The sequence below is a fragment of the Loktanella sp. F6476L genome, assembly GCF_023015725.1.
Taxonomy (GTDB): domain Bacteria; phylum Pseudomonadota; class Alphaproteobacteria; order Rhodobacterales; family Rhodobacteraceae; genus Yoonia.
Genome location: NZ_JALKAR010000002.1, coordinates 57,915 through 72,600, shown reverse-complemented (window position 1 = coordinate 72,600; position 14,686 = coordinate 57,915). Strand labels below are relative to the sequence as shown.

Annotated in this window: 18 protein-coding genes; 9 read left to right on the top strand and 9 right to left on the bottom strand. The window is 54.5% G+C overall.

Annotation, left to right across the window (positions count from 1 at the left end; genetic code table 11):
* Positions 1 to 17: 17 nt before the first annotated feature.
* The 6 genes from MWU61_RS05585 to ffh form a co-directional block, all read right to left on the bottom strand.
* Positions 18 to 830: a hypothetical protein gene (locus MWU61_RS05585; RefSeq protein WP_247127302.1), complete on the bottom strand. Its 813-nt coding sequence runs from the start codon at positions 828 to 830 to the stop codon at positions 18 to 20.
* Positions 831 to 981: 151 nt separating this feature from the next.
* Entirely contained in the window at positions 982 to 1,500 is a 519-nt protein-coding gene (rimM, locus tag MWU61_RS05580; protein WP_247127301.1) for a ribosome maturation factor RimM, read from the bottom strand.
* A gap of 95 nt (positions 1,501 to 1,595) precedes the next feature.
* Entirely contained in the window at positions 1,596 to 2,009 is a 414-nt protein-coding gene (rpsP, locus tag MWU61_RS05575) for a 30S ribosomal protein S16 (protein WP_247127300.1), read from the bottom strand.
* A 26-nt stretch (positions 2,010 to 2,035) separates the two neighbouring features.
* Positions 2,036 to 2,332 (bottom strand): chorismate mutase, encoded by a 297-nt coding sequence (locus MWU61_RS05570; RefSeq protein ID WP_247127299.1) that lies wholly within the window; start codon positions 2,330 to 2,332, stop codon positions 2,036 to 2,038.
* 73 nt (positions 2,333 to 2,405) lie between these two features.
* Positions 2,406 to 2,930 (bottom strand): GNAT family N-acetyltransferase, encoded by a 525-nt coding sequence (locus MWU61_RS05565; protein WP_247127298.1) that lies wholly within the window; start codon positions 2,928 to 2,930, stop codon positions 2,406 to 2,408.
* Between the two features lie 3 nt (positions 2,931 to 2,933).
* Positions 2,934 to 4,445 (bottom strand): signal recognition particle protein, encoded by a 1,512-nt coding sequence (ffh, locus tag MWU61_RS05560; RefSeq protein ID WP_247127297.1) that lies wholly within the window; start codon positions 4,443 to 4,445, stop codon positions 2,934 to 2,936.
* 285 nt (positions 4,446 to 4,730) lie between these two features.
* Here ffh and MWU61_RS05555 point away from each other — a divergent pair, with 285 nt between their 5' ends.
* From MWU61_RS05555 to MWU61_RS05545, 3 genes are read left to right on the top strand one after another with little or no spacing between them, the layout of a single operon-like run.
* Positions 4,731 to 5,612, top strand: coding sequence for a LysR family transcriptional regulator (locus tag MWU61_RS05555; protein ID WP_247127296.1), 882 nt, complete (start codon positions 4,731 to 4,733; stop codon positions 5,610 to 5,612).
* Positions 5,600 to 6,493 (top strand): DMT family transporter, encoded by an 894-nt coding sequence (locus MWU61_RS05550; protein WP_281501973.1) that lies wholly within the window; start codon positions 5,600 to 5,602, stop codon positions 6,491 to 6,493. Before MWU61_RS05555 ends, MWU61_RS05550 begins: the two co-directional genes overlap by 13 nt.
* Before the next feature lie 3 nt (positions 6,494 to 6,496).
* A complete protein-coding gene (locus MWU61_RS05545; RefSeq protein ID WP_247127295.1) occupies positions 6,497 to 7,243 on the top strand; it encodes a hypothetical protein in 747 nt (248 codons plus the stop codon).
* Here MWU61_RS05545 and MWU61_RS05540 read toward each other — a convergent pair.
* Entirely contained in the window at positions 7,240 to 7,566 is a 327-nt protein-coding gene (locus tag MWU61_RS05540) for a metalloregulator ArsR/SmtB family transcription factor (protein ID WP_247127733.1), read from the bottom strand. The two genes, MWU61_RS05545 and MWU61_RS05540, sit on opposite strands and share 4 nt — an antisense overlap.
* A 217-nt stretch (positions 7,567 to 7,783) precedes the next feature.
* Between MWU61_RS05540 and MWU61_RS05535 the strand changes: the two genes are divergently transcribed.
* The 5 genes from MWU61_RS05535 (at position 7,784) to MWU61_RS05515 (ending at position 10,342) form a co-directional block, all read left to right on the top strand.
* Positions 7,784 to 8,122: an AtpZ/AtpI family protein gene (locus MWU61_RS05535; protein ID WP_247127294.1), complete on the top strand. Its 339-nt coding sequence runs from the start codon at positions 7,784 to 7,786 to the stop codon at positions 8,120 to 8,122.
* A complete protein-coding gene (locus MWU61_RS05530) occupies positions 8,103 to 8,864 on the top strand; it encodes a F0F1 ATP synthase subunit A (protein WP_247127732.1) in 762 nt (253 codons plus the stop codon). The genes MWU61_RS05535 and MWU61_RS05530 overlap by 20 nt, the downstream gene beginning before the upstream one ends.
* A 64-nt stretch (positions 8,865 to 8,928) precedes the next feature.
* A complete protein-coding gene (locus MWU61_RS05525) occupies positions 8,929 to 9,153 on the top strand; it encodes a F0F1 ATP synthase subunit C (protein ID WP_247127293.1) in 225 nt (74 codons plus the stop codon).
* Between the two features lie 79 nt (positions 9,154 to 9,232).
* Positions 9,233 to 9,781: a F0F1 ATP synthase subunit B' gene (locus MWU61_RS05520; protein ID WP_247127292.1), complete on the top strand. Its 549-nt coding sequence runs from the start codon at positions 9,233 to 9,235 to the stop codon at positions 9,779 to 9,781.
* Positions 9,782 to 9,784: 3 nt separating this feature from the next.
* Positions 9,785 to 10,342 carry a F0F1 ATP synthase subunit B gene (locus tag MWU61_RS05515; protein WP_247127291.1) on the top strand — a complete coding sequence of 186 codons (558 nt, stop codon included), beginning with the start codon at positions 9,785 to 9,787 and terminating at the stop codon, positions 10,340 to 10,342.
* A 745-nt stretch (positions 10,343 to 11,087) separates the two neighbouring features.
* On the opposite strand, the gene MWU61_RS05510 is transcribed toward MWU61_RS05515, so the two are convergent.
* A complete protein-coding gene (locus MWU61_RS05510; protein ID WP_247127290.1) occupies positions 11,088 to 11,828 on the bottom strand; it encodes a nitrilase-related carbon-nitrogen hydrolase in 741 nt (246 codons plus the stop codon).
* Positions 11,829 to 12,200: 372 nt separating this feature from the next.
* Complete coding sequence (locus tag MWU61_RS05505) at positions 12,201 to 13,397, bottom strand: ROK family transcriptional regulator (RefSeq protein ID WP_247127289.1); 1,197 nt, start codon at positions 13,395 to 13,397, stop codon at positions 12,201 to 12,203.
* Between the two features lie 172 nt (positions 13,398 to 13,569).
* On the opposite strand from MWU61_RS05505, the gene MWU61_RS05500 reads away from it, so the two are divergent.
* Positions 13,570 to 14,589, top strand: a complete 1,020-nt coding sequence (locus tag MWU61_RS05500; RefSeq protein ID WP_247127288.1) for a substrate-binding domain-containing protein — start codon at positions 13,570 to 13,572, stop codon at positions 14,587 to 14,589.
* The last annotated feature ends 97 nt before the right edge of the window (positions 14,590 to 14,686 follow it).

The following is a 14,686-nucleotide window of genomic DNA, read 5'->3' as shown; positions in this document are numbered from 1 at the left end:
GCAAGCGCGACAGAACGCTAGGCTTTCCGCCAATGGCCAAGTTTTGCGGCCTCTGCCATCTGTTCTTTTTGCGCTGTGACCTGATCGTCTGGGTAATCCGCGCGGTTCATTGCCAAGAACTGCCCCCACAGATGCGGTTCAGCGCCCTTTGCACCAATCCCGACAGGCAGTAACGCATCGCGGACCGTATCCGGCAGCGGCATTTGATCAACAAGCGCAGCCCCCGGACCCAGCGGGTTCTGTAAAGCGTGATCCAGCGGCAGGTATAGAACGTCGAGTGGGGCGATTGCCTCTGCGATGTCCTGTGCGACGGCTTCAAAATCAGCGGCGTCACGGTAGGTGGTCGCAAATTCTTCTCGCGTCATGGTCAACCGACTGCGGCGCAAGACATGGCGATAAACACTGAACAACCATTCTTCCACATCGCGTGTCGACAAGAGAACCGTGATTTTTGCCTCAGGAAAACGTTCTTCGAGGTAACCGACAAGATAAGTGATCAATGTGGGCGCCGCGCTGTAATCCATAACGGTCCCATGTCCGGGAATTTCACCACAGAACATTTCGCTACTGATCAATAGGTTGCGGTCAGTTGGAACCGGCGTAGCGGCGAAGCCCGCGTCAAGTTCACTGATAATATCAGTCAGATCGAGCGGGTTTTGTGTGGTGGAATAACGGGTGCACAGGCGCGCGACAGACTTGAAGTGACGCGTGAGCCGGATTGTCAGATAGGGGGCCAACGCGTCCCGGTTCAGCCACAGAAAATGCTGCATCGAACTGGTGCCAGTGCGATGAAAACCGGGGTGAAGTAAGATTTGCTGCTGATCTGCCATCGGGTTTGCCTGACATGAGGTTTGGCACAAGTATGGCGGTGATCGGGGGGCGGGGTAAAGTCATTGCAGATGTTTTGCGCAGCCTGTTGCGTCTCGACATGGGGGCCAGCCCCCATACCCCCGAGATATTTATGACCAAAAGAAAGGCGGCCTAATCGTCAGCGAACAGGCCTGCTGGCGGATCTGCGACGATTTTGCCCGATTTCAGATCGACCGTGGGCACGGCGGCCTGTGTGAAGGGCAGAAATACGGTTTCGGGAGTTGTCGGTGGTGTGATTTCCAGCAGATCGCCCGCGCCATGATCAACCACATTTTTGACCTTGCCGAGCGTCGCGCCGCCCGTATCGACCACCGTCAAGCCGATCAGGTCTGCGTAGTAATATTCGTCGTCATCCACTGGCGGCATTGCATCGCGTTCCGCATAAAGCGGCGTGTTGCGCAGCGCGTCTGCTTCTTCTTTTGTCGTGATACCAGAGACTTGAGCGGAAAATCCGTTTTTCAGTTGGCCCGTCAGAACCACCTGCGCAAAGGCACGGCCGTCTTCGGCATAAAGCGGTGTGTAGTCGGCGATGGCGGCTGGGTCTGCGCAAAAGGATTTCAGCCGGACTTCACCTTTGACGCCAAAGGAGCCACCAAGCGAACCTACGATTACACGTGTGTCTGTGGTCATCAGATCAAACTCCTTTGCGAAAGACCGGCAACGCGATCTTTGGAAAAAGAGCGGTCGGGCGGCAATATATGCGCCGCCCGACCAGCGTCAGAGATTTACTCTTCTGCTGCAGCTTCTTCAGCTGGTGCAGCTGCAGCTTCTTCAGCTGGTGCAGCTGCCGCTTCAGCAGCGTCTGCTGCTTTTTGCGCTTTTTCTTCTGCGCGTGCTTGTGCCGCTTTACCTGGTGTACCCTTTTTAGGGTTAGACCGGTCTTTCTTCGGCAGTTCGCCTGCCGCTTCCAGCATACGGGATACACGGTCAGTGACCTGTGCGCCTTCACCCAACCAGTACTTCACGCGCTCCATGTTCATTTTCACGCGCTCTTCGGAATCTTTTGGCAACATTGGGTTATATGTGCCGAGCTTTTCGATGAAGCGACCGTCGCGTGGCATGCGGCTGTCCGCTGCAACGATGGAATAGTGAGGGCGTTTTTTGGAACCGCCGCGGGCGAGACGAATTTTCATAGCCATGGTGTTAGTCCTTTAATTTCAGTCTATTAGGATTGGTGTTGTTTGTGGTGTTGGATGACTTCCTGAATAATGAAATTCAGGAATTTCTTGGCGAATTCCGGGTCGAGATCGGCCCGGTCTGCAAGGTCGGTAAGCCGCGCGATCTGTTTTTGTTCGCGGTCTGGATCGGACGGGGGCAGGGCGTGTTCTGCTTTGAGAACGCCGACGGCCTGTGTGTGTTTAAAGCGTTCGCCAAGCGTGTAGACGAGGATCGCGTCGAGGCGGTCGATGCTCTCGCGGTGGCCCTTGAGGATGTCGGCGGCTTTGGTTGTCGTATCGGTCATGCGGCCCCCAAAAGTAACATGTGACTTGCGTGCACATTGCGTGCACAACCCGTGCACTGCGATGTCGGATATGTCATCGATGCGCCCCCTCGGGATCGGGGTGACGGTAAACGATGCAATCGCCATAAGACGCAGGCGTCTTGGCTGAAATGTCGAGCGTCGCACCCAGCTTTTGCGCCAAGGCGATAGAACGGACATTTTCAGGGGCGATATAGGACACGGCTGTGCGCCAGTTCAGGGCGTCAAAGGCATGCGTGATGGCCGCTTTGGCCGCTTCGTATGCGACGCCGGTGCCTTCGACAGCTGGGTCCAGCACGATCCAGCCGATTTCGGTTTCAGGCCAATCTTCCGGTGTCCACGGGCCGACAAGGGCGACAGCATCGTTGTCGCCACGGATTGTCACGGCCCACATGCCATACCCAAAGATTTCCCAATGCCCCAACTCGGCTGCGAATGCACGCCACGTGTCACCGATGCTTTTCGGGCCATCAAGACCCTTTGACCGATCAGACGTCATGAATGCACGAAACGCACCATAGTCACCCGGTTCGGGGCGGCGCAGGATCAGCCGTTCTGTTTGCAGGGTCATATTGCTCATGGCTTATTTCTTTTTCCCGAAGCCAGACAAACCGGGGGGCAGGCCCATGCCGCCGCCAAGACCTGGCATGCCTTTGGGCATCTGGCCTTGCAGGGCTTTTGCTGCGGCTTCCATCGCGGCTGGATCGTTCATGTCGGGCATGCCGCCGGGCATGTCAGGGCCGCCTTTGCCGAACATGCCTTTCATGGCTTGTTTCAGCATGCCGCCTTTACCCATTTTGCCCATTTTCTTCATCATATCAGCCATCTGACGATGCTGTTTAATGAGTTTGTTCAGTTCGGACACTTCAAGACCCGCACCCTTTGCGATCCGTTTCTTGCGGGATGCGGCTAGCAAAGCAGGGTTTGCGCGTTCTTTCTTCGTCATGGAGTTAATCAGTGCGATTTGGCGTTTCAGGATGCTGTCATCCATGCCCGCCTTATCCATCTGGGATTTCATTTTGCCCATGCCGGGCATCATCCCCATCATGCCTTCCATGCCGCCCATTTTCATCATCTGCTCAAGCTGCATCTTCAGGTCGTTCATGTTGAACGCGCCTTTTTGGAAGCGCTTCATCATGCGTTCGGCTTGTTCGGCCTCGATGGTTTCTTGGGCTTTTTCGACAAGAGCGACGATATCGCCCATGCCAAGAATACGGCCAGCGACACGGTTTGGTTCGAACGTTTCGATCGCGTCGAGCTTTTCGCCAAGGCCCACAAAACGGATCGGTTTGCCTGTGATCGCACGCATCGAAAGCGCTGCACCACCGCGTCCGTCGCCGTCCATCCGTGTTAGGACCACGCCGCTGACGCCGATTTTGTCGTCGAATTCTTGGGCGACGTTCACTGCGTCTTGACCGGTTAGGCCGTCAACGACGAGCAGCGTTTCGCGGGGCTGGGCGACGTCACGCACGGCAGCGGCCTGCGCGATCAGTTCTTCGTCGATGTGCAAACGGCCAGCGGTATCAAGCATATAGACGTCGTAGCCGCCAAGTGACGCTTGGGTTTTCGCACGTTTCGCAATCGCAACCGGATCTTCGCCTTTGACGATAGGCAGAGTATCAACACCGATCTGGTTGCCCAGGATCGCCAGCTGTTCCATCGCCGCAGGGCGGTTCGTATCAAGCGACGCCATCAGCACGCGCTTGCCTTCGCGTTCTTTCAAACGCTTCGCCAGCTTCGCAGTGGTTGTCGTTTTACCGGAGCCTTGAAGACCAACCATCAGGATCGGGGCAGGCGGGTTATCGATTTTCAGCGCACCGGGATCACTGTCGCCTGTCAGCACATGTTCCAGTTCGTCATGGACGATCTTAACAACTTGCTGGCCGGGCGTGATGGATTTGGTGACGGCTTGACCAGTTGCTTTGGCTTCAACGGCTTTGACGAAATCACGGGCGACGGGTAGGGAAACGTCTGCTTCCAGCAGGGCCACGCGGACTTCGCGCAGCGCTGTTTTCACGTCGTCTTCGGACAAAGCCCCTTGTTTGGTGAGCTTGTCGAAGACGCCGCCAAGGCGTTCTGATAGGTTCTCAAACATCGGCACTAAGCCCTTCGTCGTTGGTTGCGTCACCTTTCCATATAGGAACGAGACGCTGAATGCAGTAGCGCCCCCACGGGCGTAACACGCTGGTGGGGGGCGATCCCTTTTACAAAAGGGACCGGAAGTCTGTTGCTTCCGGAGTTGGGTCGCGAATTAGACGGCAGAGGCGTCTGAGTCAAGTCATGGCGTGAAACTGCTGATCCGCCTTTGGCTGTCCCTTGCGCATGTGAACGTAAATCGCCAATAATGGCCAGAACTGTTTGTATTTGCACAGGTCGTATCATGGACAATTGGGACGAAATCAGGACTGCGTATCAAGTAGCCCGTAACGGTACCGTCAGCGGTGCGGCAGACGTTTTGGGTGTACATCATGCGACCGTGATCCGGCATATCGACGCCTTGGAACAACGGCTGGGTGTGAAGTTGTTCCAGCGCCACGCGCGTGGCTATGCGCCGACAGAGGCAGGCACGGATTTGTTGCAAGTCGCCAAAGCGACGGATGATCAGTTTTCCCAACTTGTTAGCCGGATCAAGGGGCTGGGGGAAAGCGTCAGTGGCGAACTTGTGGTGACATCACTGCTTAGTTTTTCGCAAATGCTGGCACCTATGCTTGCCCAATTTCAAACGGAACACCCTGATATCCGTATCCGCTTTTTGACTGGTGAACGTTTGTTCCGGCTCGAATACGGCGAAGCCCATGTGGCAATTAGGGCAGGTGCCATGGCGCCTGATCAACCCGATAACGTTGTGCAGCCACTGATGGAAACGACCGTCCAGCTCGTCGCTTCTGAAGCGTATATCGCGCGTTTCGGGATGCCGGATGGGGTCGACGATTTCCATAACCACAGGTTTGTGGGGTATGATAATGTGGATCATCGCGCGCCATTCGCCCGTTGGCTCGCTGAAATTGTACCGAAGGAAAACTTTGTCTACCGCGCAACCGACGAACGCGCGCTGCAAGACAGTATTCTGGCGGGGGCGGGCATCGGATTTGTCGTAAACTCAGCGGTCAGCCGATACCCGACATTGATCCCCGTTATCGCCCCGATTCCGGAATGGAATATCAAAATGTGGCTGGTCACACATGTCGACCTACACCGCACGACAAAGGTCCAAACCTTTTTGTCCTTCGTCAAAGGGTACATGAAAAATTGCGACCTCTAGCCCTAAGTGGCCCGGCGTGGGCCGGTCACCTTGCGATGTTGCTGTTTTCGGTGTTGGTCGCGGGATCGTTTGCGCTGGGTGTTTTGGTCGCAAATGAAATTTCACCGATGGCGCTGAACGCTGTTCGCTTTTGGATAGCGGCCGGTATCGTTGGCGGCATTGCATTCGGCACTGGTGCAATCAAAAGCGGCGACTTTCGTGCGCCGTGGCGATACCTGATCCTTGCCGTGGTCTTTACCTTTTACTTTGTCTTGATGTTTGAAGGCCTGAAAACGGCGCCGTCCGTCAGCGCCGCTGCGGTCTTCACCCTGACCCCGATCTTGTCCGCGATCTTTGGCTACGTCATGTTGCGTCAAGTCACGACGTCCCGTATGGCGCTTGCGCTTGGGATCGGCGCATTAGGTGCGATCTGGGTAATTTTCCGGGCCGATGTATCCGCAATCCTTGGTTTTGATGTTGGGCGCGGCGAGATGATCTATTTCTGGGGCTGTGTATCGCATGCGGCCTACACGCCGCTGGTTCGTAAGCTGAACCGCGGGGAAACAGCGCTTTCATTCACTTTTGGGACCTTGGTCGCGGGGGCTTTGATCCTGACGGTGCTAGGATTGCCAGAGATCATCAGGACCTACTGGGCGGATCTGCGGCCCTTGGTTTGGGTGACTATATTATACGTCTCAGTCTTTGCATCTGCGACGACGTTCACGTTGCTGCAATTCGCATCGCTCCGCCTGCCAAGCGCAAAGGTTATGGCGTACACCTACCTGACCCCAAGTTGGGTGATGGTCTGGGATGTGGCGTTGGGCAACCCGCTGCCACCTGCGATGGTTCTTTTAGGGATCGGTCTGACGATTGTGGCGCTGCTGTTGTTGTTGCGGGAATAGCTGGTGGTTTTGCAGTTGGGGCTTGGGCATTTTTGGCGCGGTGTGACTGTGTTGTTTAGTCGCGGTGATGATGGCGTCCTGCACCGCATGATCGTTTATCCCGAAGGTGAGAATGTCCATGATCTGATCGGCACGTCGCCCGACCGTTTTATGATACTCAACGATACCTTTGTTGCGGATACCTACGCCACGGCGTTTGAGATGTGGGATTTTCGCCGGAGCGTTTTTGATCAGTACCTGCTGCCCCGAGGGCTAATGTGGGGCAAACTGATCACATCGCCCAGTGCCGCCTTTTTTGCAGTCGTTGGGTTAAAGTGGGGGCGGGCGTCCTATCTCCTCATTGGTGAACTCGGGCAACCTGCGACCCTAGTCAAATTTCCTTGGCCCAATTCATTCGAGTTGAACGTCCATATCAGCGTGACAGATATTGCGGATGATGGCGGTGTTTTTGTTTTTCAAAGGGGCGGAGCAGGGGGACCAGACGCGTCGTACCGGTTTCAAAACCGCGTCCCCGTAGGGCAATTTGTGAAGATTATGTCGCCGGATGAATATCCGTTTCTCGCAAAGCCCCCGTATCTTACGCCGTCGGCGCTGTCCCGTCGCGATGCGCAACTGTCCAGTTTGCTGCCAGAGGGTGCTATTCCTTCATCGTCTGATTCAAGCAAGATGAAACATAGCTTGCCAATGCCGATGAACCGCGTTCGCCACCCCGTTCATCTGATCGACGGCGGTTTTGGTTCACGGGGTTAGCCCCGCCGCAGCTCTGTTTCCAAGAACCGCTCAAACGCGTCCAGATCAAGCCCGCCCATCTGCCCGAACCCCTGCATCCATGTGGACGCTTCGCGCAGGTTGTCCGGTTCCAGCTTGCACCATTTCACGCGACCGCGTTTTTCTTGGCTAATCAGACCTGCTGCAGTCAGCACGCCCAAGTGTTTGGAAATTGCGGCGAGCGACATCTCGAACGGCTCTGCAACGTCGGTCACGGCCATATCATCTTCAAGCAACATCGACAGGATCGCACGCCGCGTCGGATCGGCGAGGGCTGCAAAGATAATGTCGAGCGGCTGTGTCATGCTGATACGCTTATCCTGATAATTCGGGGCGATCCAGAGAAGATCAACCAAATGGTTGAATGTCTGATTGGCCTGAAATGGGGCGGTTTCGGCATGGTGCGTCATGCGGAGTGCGTTCTAGTGTATTGTTATTAATGTATTATATTGCAGATCACATCCTGTTGACTCTGTTTGGCCCTGCGCCTAGACCATGCGCAACATCTGAGGGGGCAATTCCTTGTCCAATGAACCTGATCACGCGGAACGACTGAAAGCCCTAGAGGCCAAAATCGATGCGCTGAAAGCAGGTCCAGAAATCAAGGACCATTCAGAGGAACATTATTCCCAAGCCCAGATGGCATGGCGGATGGTGATCGAATTAGTAGCCGGTCTTGGGATCGGTTTCGGCATCGGATACGGGCTGGATAGCCTGTTCGGGACAACCCCGATCTTTCTGGTGATATTTATATTCTTGGGCTTCGCGGCAGGTGTGAACACCATGATGCGGTCAGCCAAAGAGATGCAGAACAAGCAGCTGAATGCTGCGAATGAAGAGGATGATCAACGTGGCGACTGATGCACATTCCGAAGAAGGTCTTGTCTTTCACCCCCTCGATCAGTTTATCGTCAAGCCGCTGTTTGGCGACGGCGAAGTAGGCCTGTTCACAATCACAAACGCAACGCTTTGGATGGCCATCGCCGTTCTCGCGATCATCGCGGTTTTCGTGATGGGGTCCAAAGGCCGCGCGATTGTCCCGACACGGGTACAGTCGATTGCAGAGCTGATGTATTCCTTCGTCTACAAAATGGTTGAAGATGTCACCGGCAAAGATGGCATCAAGTACTTCCCATATATCATGACATTGTTTGTGTTCATCTTGTTCGCAAACTACTTGGCCCTGCTGCCGATGTCCTTCTCGACAACATCCCACATCGCTGTGACCGCGATCCTTGGTTTTGGTGTCTTTATCGCCGTGACTGTACTGGGTTTTGTTTTGAACGGCGCATCCTTCTTGGGCATGTTCTGGATGAAAGACGCACCAGCAGTGTTGCGTCCGATCATCGCGATCATCGAAGTCATCTCTTACTTCGTGCGTCCGGTAAGCCACTCTATCCGTCTTGCGGGTAACGTGATGGCTGGCCACGCAGTTATCAAAGTTTTCGCAGGCTTTGCCGCTATCGGCATCATCAGCCCTGTATCCATCGCAGGCATCGCCGCCATCTACGGACTGGAAGTCCTCGTGGCCGGTATCCAAGCCTACGTATTCACCATTCTGACCTGTGTGTACCTGAAAGACGCGCTTAGCCCGCATCACTAAGACCACCACACTTGTCCGACCACTAACGACACAAATTCAAAATTCCATCGTAAGGAGAAATATCATGGAAGGCGAACTCGCACACATCGGCGCTGGCCTGGCTGCAATCGGTTCCGGCGCTGCCGCTATCGGTGTTGGTAATGTTGCTGGCAACTACCTCGCAGGCGCTCTGCGTAACCCATCCGCAGCTGCATCGCAGACTGCTACATTGTTCATCGGTCTCGCATTCGCAGAAGCACTTGGTATCTTTGCATTCCTCGTGTCCTTGCTGCTGATGTTTGCTGTCTAAGACAACCGATCTATCCTTACGGCTGGCTGGCGTGATACGTCGCGCCAGCCGGTAACTTAACAGGACTTCGGGGGCCAAAATGGCAACAGAAACAGTTGAACACGCAGTTGGCGCATGTGTTGGCCCGTCGGGCAGCGCCATTGGGATGCCACAGCTTTGTGCTGATTGGATCCCGAACCAGATTTTCTGGCTGTTGGTCACACTTGTTGTGATCTTCTTTGTACTGTCACGCATTGCATTGCCGCGGATCGCATCCGTGCTCGCAGAGCGGTCAGGTACAATCACGAATGATATTGCTGCCGCTGAAGAATTGAAGCTGAAAGCCCAAGATGCCGAAGCTGCATATAACCAAGCGCTGGCAGACGCCCGTTCTGAAGCTGCAAAGATTGTAGCCGAAGCGAAGGCAGAAATTCAGTCCGAACTGGACGCGGAATTGGCAAAAGCCGATACGCAGATTTCAGCCAAGACTGCTGAAAGCGAAGCTGCGATTGCGGAAATTCGCGCTGGTGCTGTCAAAAGCGTCACCGCAGTTGCCAAAGATACAGCTGGCGAAATCGTTGCTGCATTGGGTGGTAAGGCTGATGCCAAAACCGTCACTGCTGCGGTCACTGCACGGATGAAAGGGTAAGCTATGAAGCTACTTATGACTGCTCTTTTGGCTGTGATGGCGTCCCCTGCATTTGCTGCAAGCGGCCCGTTTGTATCGCTGAAGAACACAGACTTTGTTGTTCTGATCGCGTTCCTCGTGTTTGTTGGCATCTTGGTTTACTTCAAGGTTCCAGGCAAAGTCGGCGAAATGCTGGACGCCCGTGCGACTGGCATCAAGTCCGAACTGGACGAAGCCCGCGCATTGCGCGACGAAGCTAAGGCGTTGTTGGCATCTTACGAGCGTAAGCAGAAAGAAGTTCAAGAGCAGGCCGACCGTATCGTCGCATCTGCAAAGGACGAAGCTGCGAAAGCTGCGGCAACTGCGAAAGACGACATCGTGGCATCCGTTGCCCGTCGTCTGGCAAGCGCCGAAGAGCAAATCGAAGCGGCGCAAGCTGCGGCTGTGAAAGACATCCGCAACCAAGCTGTGACAGTTGCCGTTGGTGCTGCGCAAGACATCATCGCAAAGCAAGCTGATGCGAAAAGCACAGCGGCCTTGATCGACGACGCAATTGCCCAGGTCGGTGCGAAACTGCACTAAGCTGCGATTTAGTTGAATTTGAAAAACCCGATTGCTGAAGAGCGGTCGGGTTTTTTGTTGGGTTCATAGAGGTCAGGGATGTCTGCATTGAGCCCAAAGTCACGAATGCTGCGCTTTGGATGAATGTCGGCTAACTTTGTTTGATTAACTCTGCTAGATGGTCGATTTCTTCGCTCGACCTGAAGTGGCCTTCCGCCAACCACTGGACAGCCTCACAGACCTCCTCAACAGCCACGCGACGCGCATCTTCACTTTGGGCAATCTTTTCAAAATCGGTTGGTGAACACATGAAGACGCTTCGCCTGCCAATGTCATCTATGAAGCGGGTAAACTCGGATTGAGCGAGAATACGGGCAGATCTTTCCAGATCACCTGCACACTTGTTGTCGAAGGTCCTAATAGGTCCCTCAGAAACGTGATGTTCAGCGTGATAGTGCATGCTGAAGATGCAATGCGCGAGCGCTAAAATTCGCCCAGAGTGTGAATTCTTCGGTCTGGTTTTCCAAGGCGGCCAATCATCCATTTTGCTAGTATGGCGAGCTGAGGCGTTGATCGCAACTTTGCCTTCACCTCAACAAAGCGGCTATTCGAACAATGGCGTTGAACGGCAACAATGTCCCGCGAAGCAGACCTCGGTGCATCGCGCAGCTAATGTCCGCAGTGAGCCCAAATCGACGGGTGCGGCGCCTCGTATGTACGACCGCTTTGCACAACCTACATTTCCAATGCTCGGTTCGTTCGCAGACTACTTGGCGCAGGGCAGATCGAAAACCAACAGGTCGATTTGCCCTAACGGCAATTGTTCTTCGACATCACCTTTAGGGTTCAAGATTGCCGTAGGTCCTAGAGCTAAGTGATCTTCGCGCTGGCCAGTAACGTCAGACGACATGAGCCACAGTCCAGTCTCTTTGCAGCGTTGCCCGCGCACCGAATTGTGTAACGATTTGTACTTTTTCGCTGTGTCGTGTGGCAACATGTTGTTCGCACAGCAAACCATTAGCTTGACGTTTGCCAAAGTCGTTTGTCTTTCGAGCACAGGAAAGTTCGTGTCGAAACAGATGTTTATGCAAAATTTAAGGCCTACGGCTTCAAATATCGGTAGCTCCTGTCCAGCAGTAAAGGCAGCCTCGCTCGGCAATAGGTGACGCTTTCGATAACGCCCAACAAGCCCCTGATCTTTAACAACTATCGCGGTATTGTATAATTTTCCGTCAGCTATCTCGATCATACCAAGCACCAATATGGGCCCTGATGCTGGGAATTTCTCTAGTAATGTGAAAAATCGTTGGGAACTGATGTCAATTGCCACCTCGCGGGCCTGCCGCTCATCAACAATATAGCCCTGTAAGAACCCTTCTGGAAAAGCCAGCAAATGGACATTTTGTGCGTTGGCGCGTTCAGACATTACATTGAGAAACTTCAATGCACTTGGAACATCGTTGTGGAACTCAGGCGATTGTGCTGATGCGATGCGGACTTTAGACAAGTGCGGTGACCTTTTCACGGATGCTCAATCCAGAATACCGTCGATGTCAAACTCATCAACAATCAACGGCAACAATGTCTCGTCTTAAGTAGATCTCCAAAAGCGGACTTTGCCGTCGCCTTGACGAAATGGCGCTTTCCCCGCAGACCGTGAGTTCGAGTGTGCCAAGATTTCGCAGTCGTAGCGAATGGCGGCAATGCGGGCTGCGACCGCAGCATCGGCGTTGGGTGGTGAATGTCTCTTATGGGCCGTCCTCGCTGGGGCGGTTCTGCCGTGGTCGCGATATGCTGCGTTCGATCTAATGGCCGCGAAGAGCCCAATCTCACCGATGCTGCAAAGAGTATGAACGGCTGCTTTGTTGAAACGCGCCGATCAAACCGTCATCCCTACGCTCGCTTGCATCATAAATTGCGCTCCAATCGGCCGGGTTGCGGCACCAATCGCGCGGGCCTTGCCGCCAATGCTGCCGCTTTCGATCCTAGGTTGGATCAGTCCACGTGTATCTTGTGTTACGACGTAGCGGCGAACTCGGTTCACGAGATCATCGCGCACACTGGTCGGAAATGCTCCGTCAATTAGGATCGCTTCAAAATCTATGACCGAGCAGGTCGACAGCGCGGCCTTGGCAAGTTCTTGTGCTGTTTGACCCAACCAAGGGTCAACATAGCGTGAAAGGGTATGCCAGCTGTCTGGGTCCGACCAGAGTTGCTGGGGGTCCAAATCCACCTCACGAAGGCGCAATTCCAACTGGTGGATCGAGGCCATATCGACCAACTGCATGCTTTCTCCGTTGGGGCCAATACTTCGAAGTGATCCCAACGCGCCTGCATTTCCCTGACGTCCCTCAAAGACCGAATTGTTCAGCACAACTCCGCCACCGATGAACGCTCCAATGAAGAAATATGCATAGTCCCGAAACTCTTTGCCGCGACCGTAGGTGTGCTCGGCCTGACACGCGGCAGTGGCGTCGTTTAAAAGTAATACGGGCAAGCTGACACGTGATTGGGCTTCCTCTTTCAGGTCGATGCCTTCCCACGGCGACAAGGCCGCAGACATGTCCAATGACCGGTCTGGCCAGTTCCATAACTCAAACGGGGCCGCGATCCCAAGGCCACAAATCCGCTCGGCGTGCGCTGTTTCCATATCATCTATGATGTCGCGAACGCTAACTTCCAGAAAATCGAAGATGTCATCAGGAACCGGGACAGGGTAGGTCAATTGCCGCTCTTCGCGCAGGTTGCCATTCAAATCGAGGAGCACCAGATCTGTGGACCTTCGCCCAATCTTGAGACCGAACGAAAATGCGCCATCTGACGCCAATTTCATTGGAATAGAAGGCTTCCCAACCTTGCCCCTAACCGGATCTCCCGTTTCCAAAATCCCCTCTCCTTTAAGGCGTCGAAGGATGCTTGAAACAGTGGGCGGGGAAAGCTCGGCCAATCGTGAAAGGTCGCTTCCTGGCATCGGCCCATTTCGTTGCAGAAGCGACAGCAAAAGCCGTTCGTTATGATCCCGAACACCCTTCTGGCTTAAGCCCGTGCTGATTGATCTGATAAGCCCGTCTTCCATTTCACCACCATAACAGCCATACAATGCAGGTAAATAGATTAATAAGAAAAGTTAACTAACTAATTGACAGGTGCCTGAGAATCGCGTCTCCTAGGGTTAAGCGATGGGTGAGTGCCGGTCGCAAATTCGTTGGGGTAGAGGCCCTGACCAATCAACCGTCTGGGAGGACATCATGAAAAAGTTGCTTATCGGCACCGCTCTTGCCGCCATTACATCCGCTGGTTCCGCGATGGCTGACGGCCACGCCACTTCTGCATGCCTGATCACCAAAACCGACACCAACCCGTTCTTCGTCAAGATGCGCGAAGGGGCGACCGCAGCTGCTGAAGCGGCTGGCATCACGCTGAACTCCTACGCGGGTCAGGTAGATGGTGACAACGAAGCACAGGTTGCTGCGATTGAAACCTGCATCGCTAATGGTGCATCCGGTATCCTGATCACTGCATCCGACACCGCGGCTATCGTGCCATCGATTGAACAGGCTCGCGAAGCTGGCCTTCTCGTCATCGCGCTCGACACACCGCTGGACCCGATTGATGCAGCTGACGCTACGTTTGCAACCGACAACTTCCTTGCCGGTGAGTTGATCGGGCGGTGGGCTGCAGCAACACTGGGTGATGACGCGGCAAACGCGAAAATCGCCATGCTTGACCTTGCGATCAGCCAGCCAACCGTTGGTGTTCTGCGCGACCAAGGTTTCCTGACAGGTTTTGGCATCGACACAGTTGATGTGAACAAGTGGGGCGACGAAATAGACGAGCGTATCATCTGTAACGAAGTGACCGCCGGTAACGAAGAAGGCGGTCGTACAGCGATGGAAAACTGCCTTGCCGTCGATCCTGAGATCAACGTGGTCTACACCATCAACGAGCCTGCCGCTGCGGGTGCATATGAAGCTCTGGCTGCCATCGGTCGTGAAAAAGACGTGTTGATCGTGTCTGTGGACGGCGGTTGCCCGGGCATTCAGAACGTGGCTGACGGCGTGATCGGTGCGACAAGCCAGCAGTATCCTCTGTTGATGGCGTCTTTGGGTATCGAAGCGATTGTCCAGTACGCGGCTGATGGCACACTGCCAGAAAACACTGCGGGTAAGAATTTCCTAGATACGGGCGTGTCCCTTGTCACCGATCAGCCTGCGGATGGTGTCGACTCTATCGACGTCGCTGAAGGCACGGATCGCTGCTGGGGCTAAGCCCTGCGGTCCAGGTGTGATAACATCCTGAAAGAACCAACGAGACGGGCGGCAAGCGGCTGCCCGTTTCCAACTTGGCCCATCAACGGCCGTTCGT

What these genes read in the sequence shown, in the direction of transcription:
- MWU61_RS05585 (WP_247127302.1), bottom strand. Translation starts at nt 830, where the DNA reads ATGGCAGATCAGCAGCAAATCTTACTTCACCCCGGTTTTCATCGCACT.
- rimM (WP_247127301.1), bottom strand. Translation starts at nt 1,500, where the DNA reads ATGACCACAGACACACGTGTAATCGTAGGTTCGCTTGGTGGCTCCTTT.
- rpsP (WP_247127300.1), bottom strand. Translation starts at nt 2,009, where the DNA reads ATGGCTATGAAAATTCGTCTCGCCCGCGGCGGTTCCAAAAAACGCCCT.
- MWU61_RS05570 (WP_247127299.1), bottom strand. Translation starts at nt 2,332, where the DNA reads ATGACCGATACGACAACCAAAGCCGCCGACATCCTCAAGGGCCACCGC.
- MWU61_RS05565 (WP_247127298.1), bottom strand. Translation starts at nt 2,930, where the DNA reads ATGAGCAATATGACCCTGCAAACAGAACGGCTGATCCTGCGCCGCCCC.
- ffh (WP_247127297.1), bottom strand. Translation starts at nt 4,445, where the DNA reads ATGTTTGAGAACCTATCAGAACGCCTTGGCGGCGTCTTCGACAAGCTC.
- MWU61_RS05555 (WP_247127296.1), top strand. Translation starts at nt 4,731, where the DNA reads ATGGACAATTGGGACGAAATCAGGACTGCGTATCAAGTAGCCCGTAAC.
- MWU61_RS05540 (WP_247127733.1), bottom strand. Translation starts at nt 7,566, where the DNA reads ATGACACAGCCGCTCGACATTATCTTTGCAGCCCTCGCCGATCCGACG.
- MWU61_RS05530 (WP_247127732.1), top strand. Translation starts at nt 8,103, where the DNA reads ATGATCAACGTGGCGACTGATGCACATTCCGAAGAAGGTCTTGTCTTT.
- MWU61_RS05525 (WP_247127293.1), top strand. Translation starts at nt 8,929, where the DNA reads ATGGAAGGCGAACTCGCACACATCGGCGCTGGCCTGGCTGCAATCGGT.
- MWU61_RS05520 (WP_247127292.1), top strand. Translation starts at nt 9,233, where the DNA reads ATGGCAACAGAAACAGTTGAACACGCAGTTGGCGCATGTGTTGGCCCG.
- MWU61_RS05515 (WP_247127291.1), top strand. Translation starts at nt 9,785, where the DNA reads ATGAAGCTACTTATGACTGCTCTTTTGGCTGTGATGGCGTCCCCTGCA.
- MWU61_RS05505 (WP_247127289.1), bottom strand. Translation starts at nt 13,397, where the DNA reads ATGGAAGACGGGCTTATCAGATCAATCAGCACGGGCTTAAGCCAGAAG.
- MWU61_RS05500 (WP_247127288.1), top strand. Translation starts at nt 13,570, where the DNA reads ATGAAAAAGTTGCTTATCGGCACCGCTCTTGCCGCCATTACATCCGCT.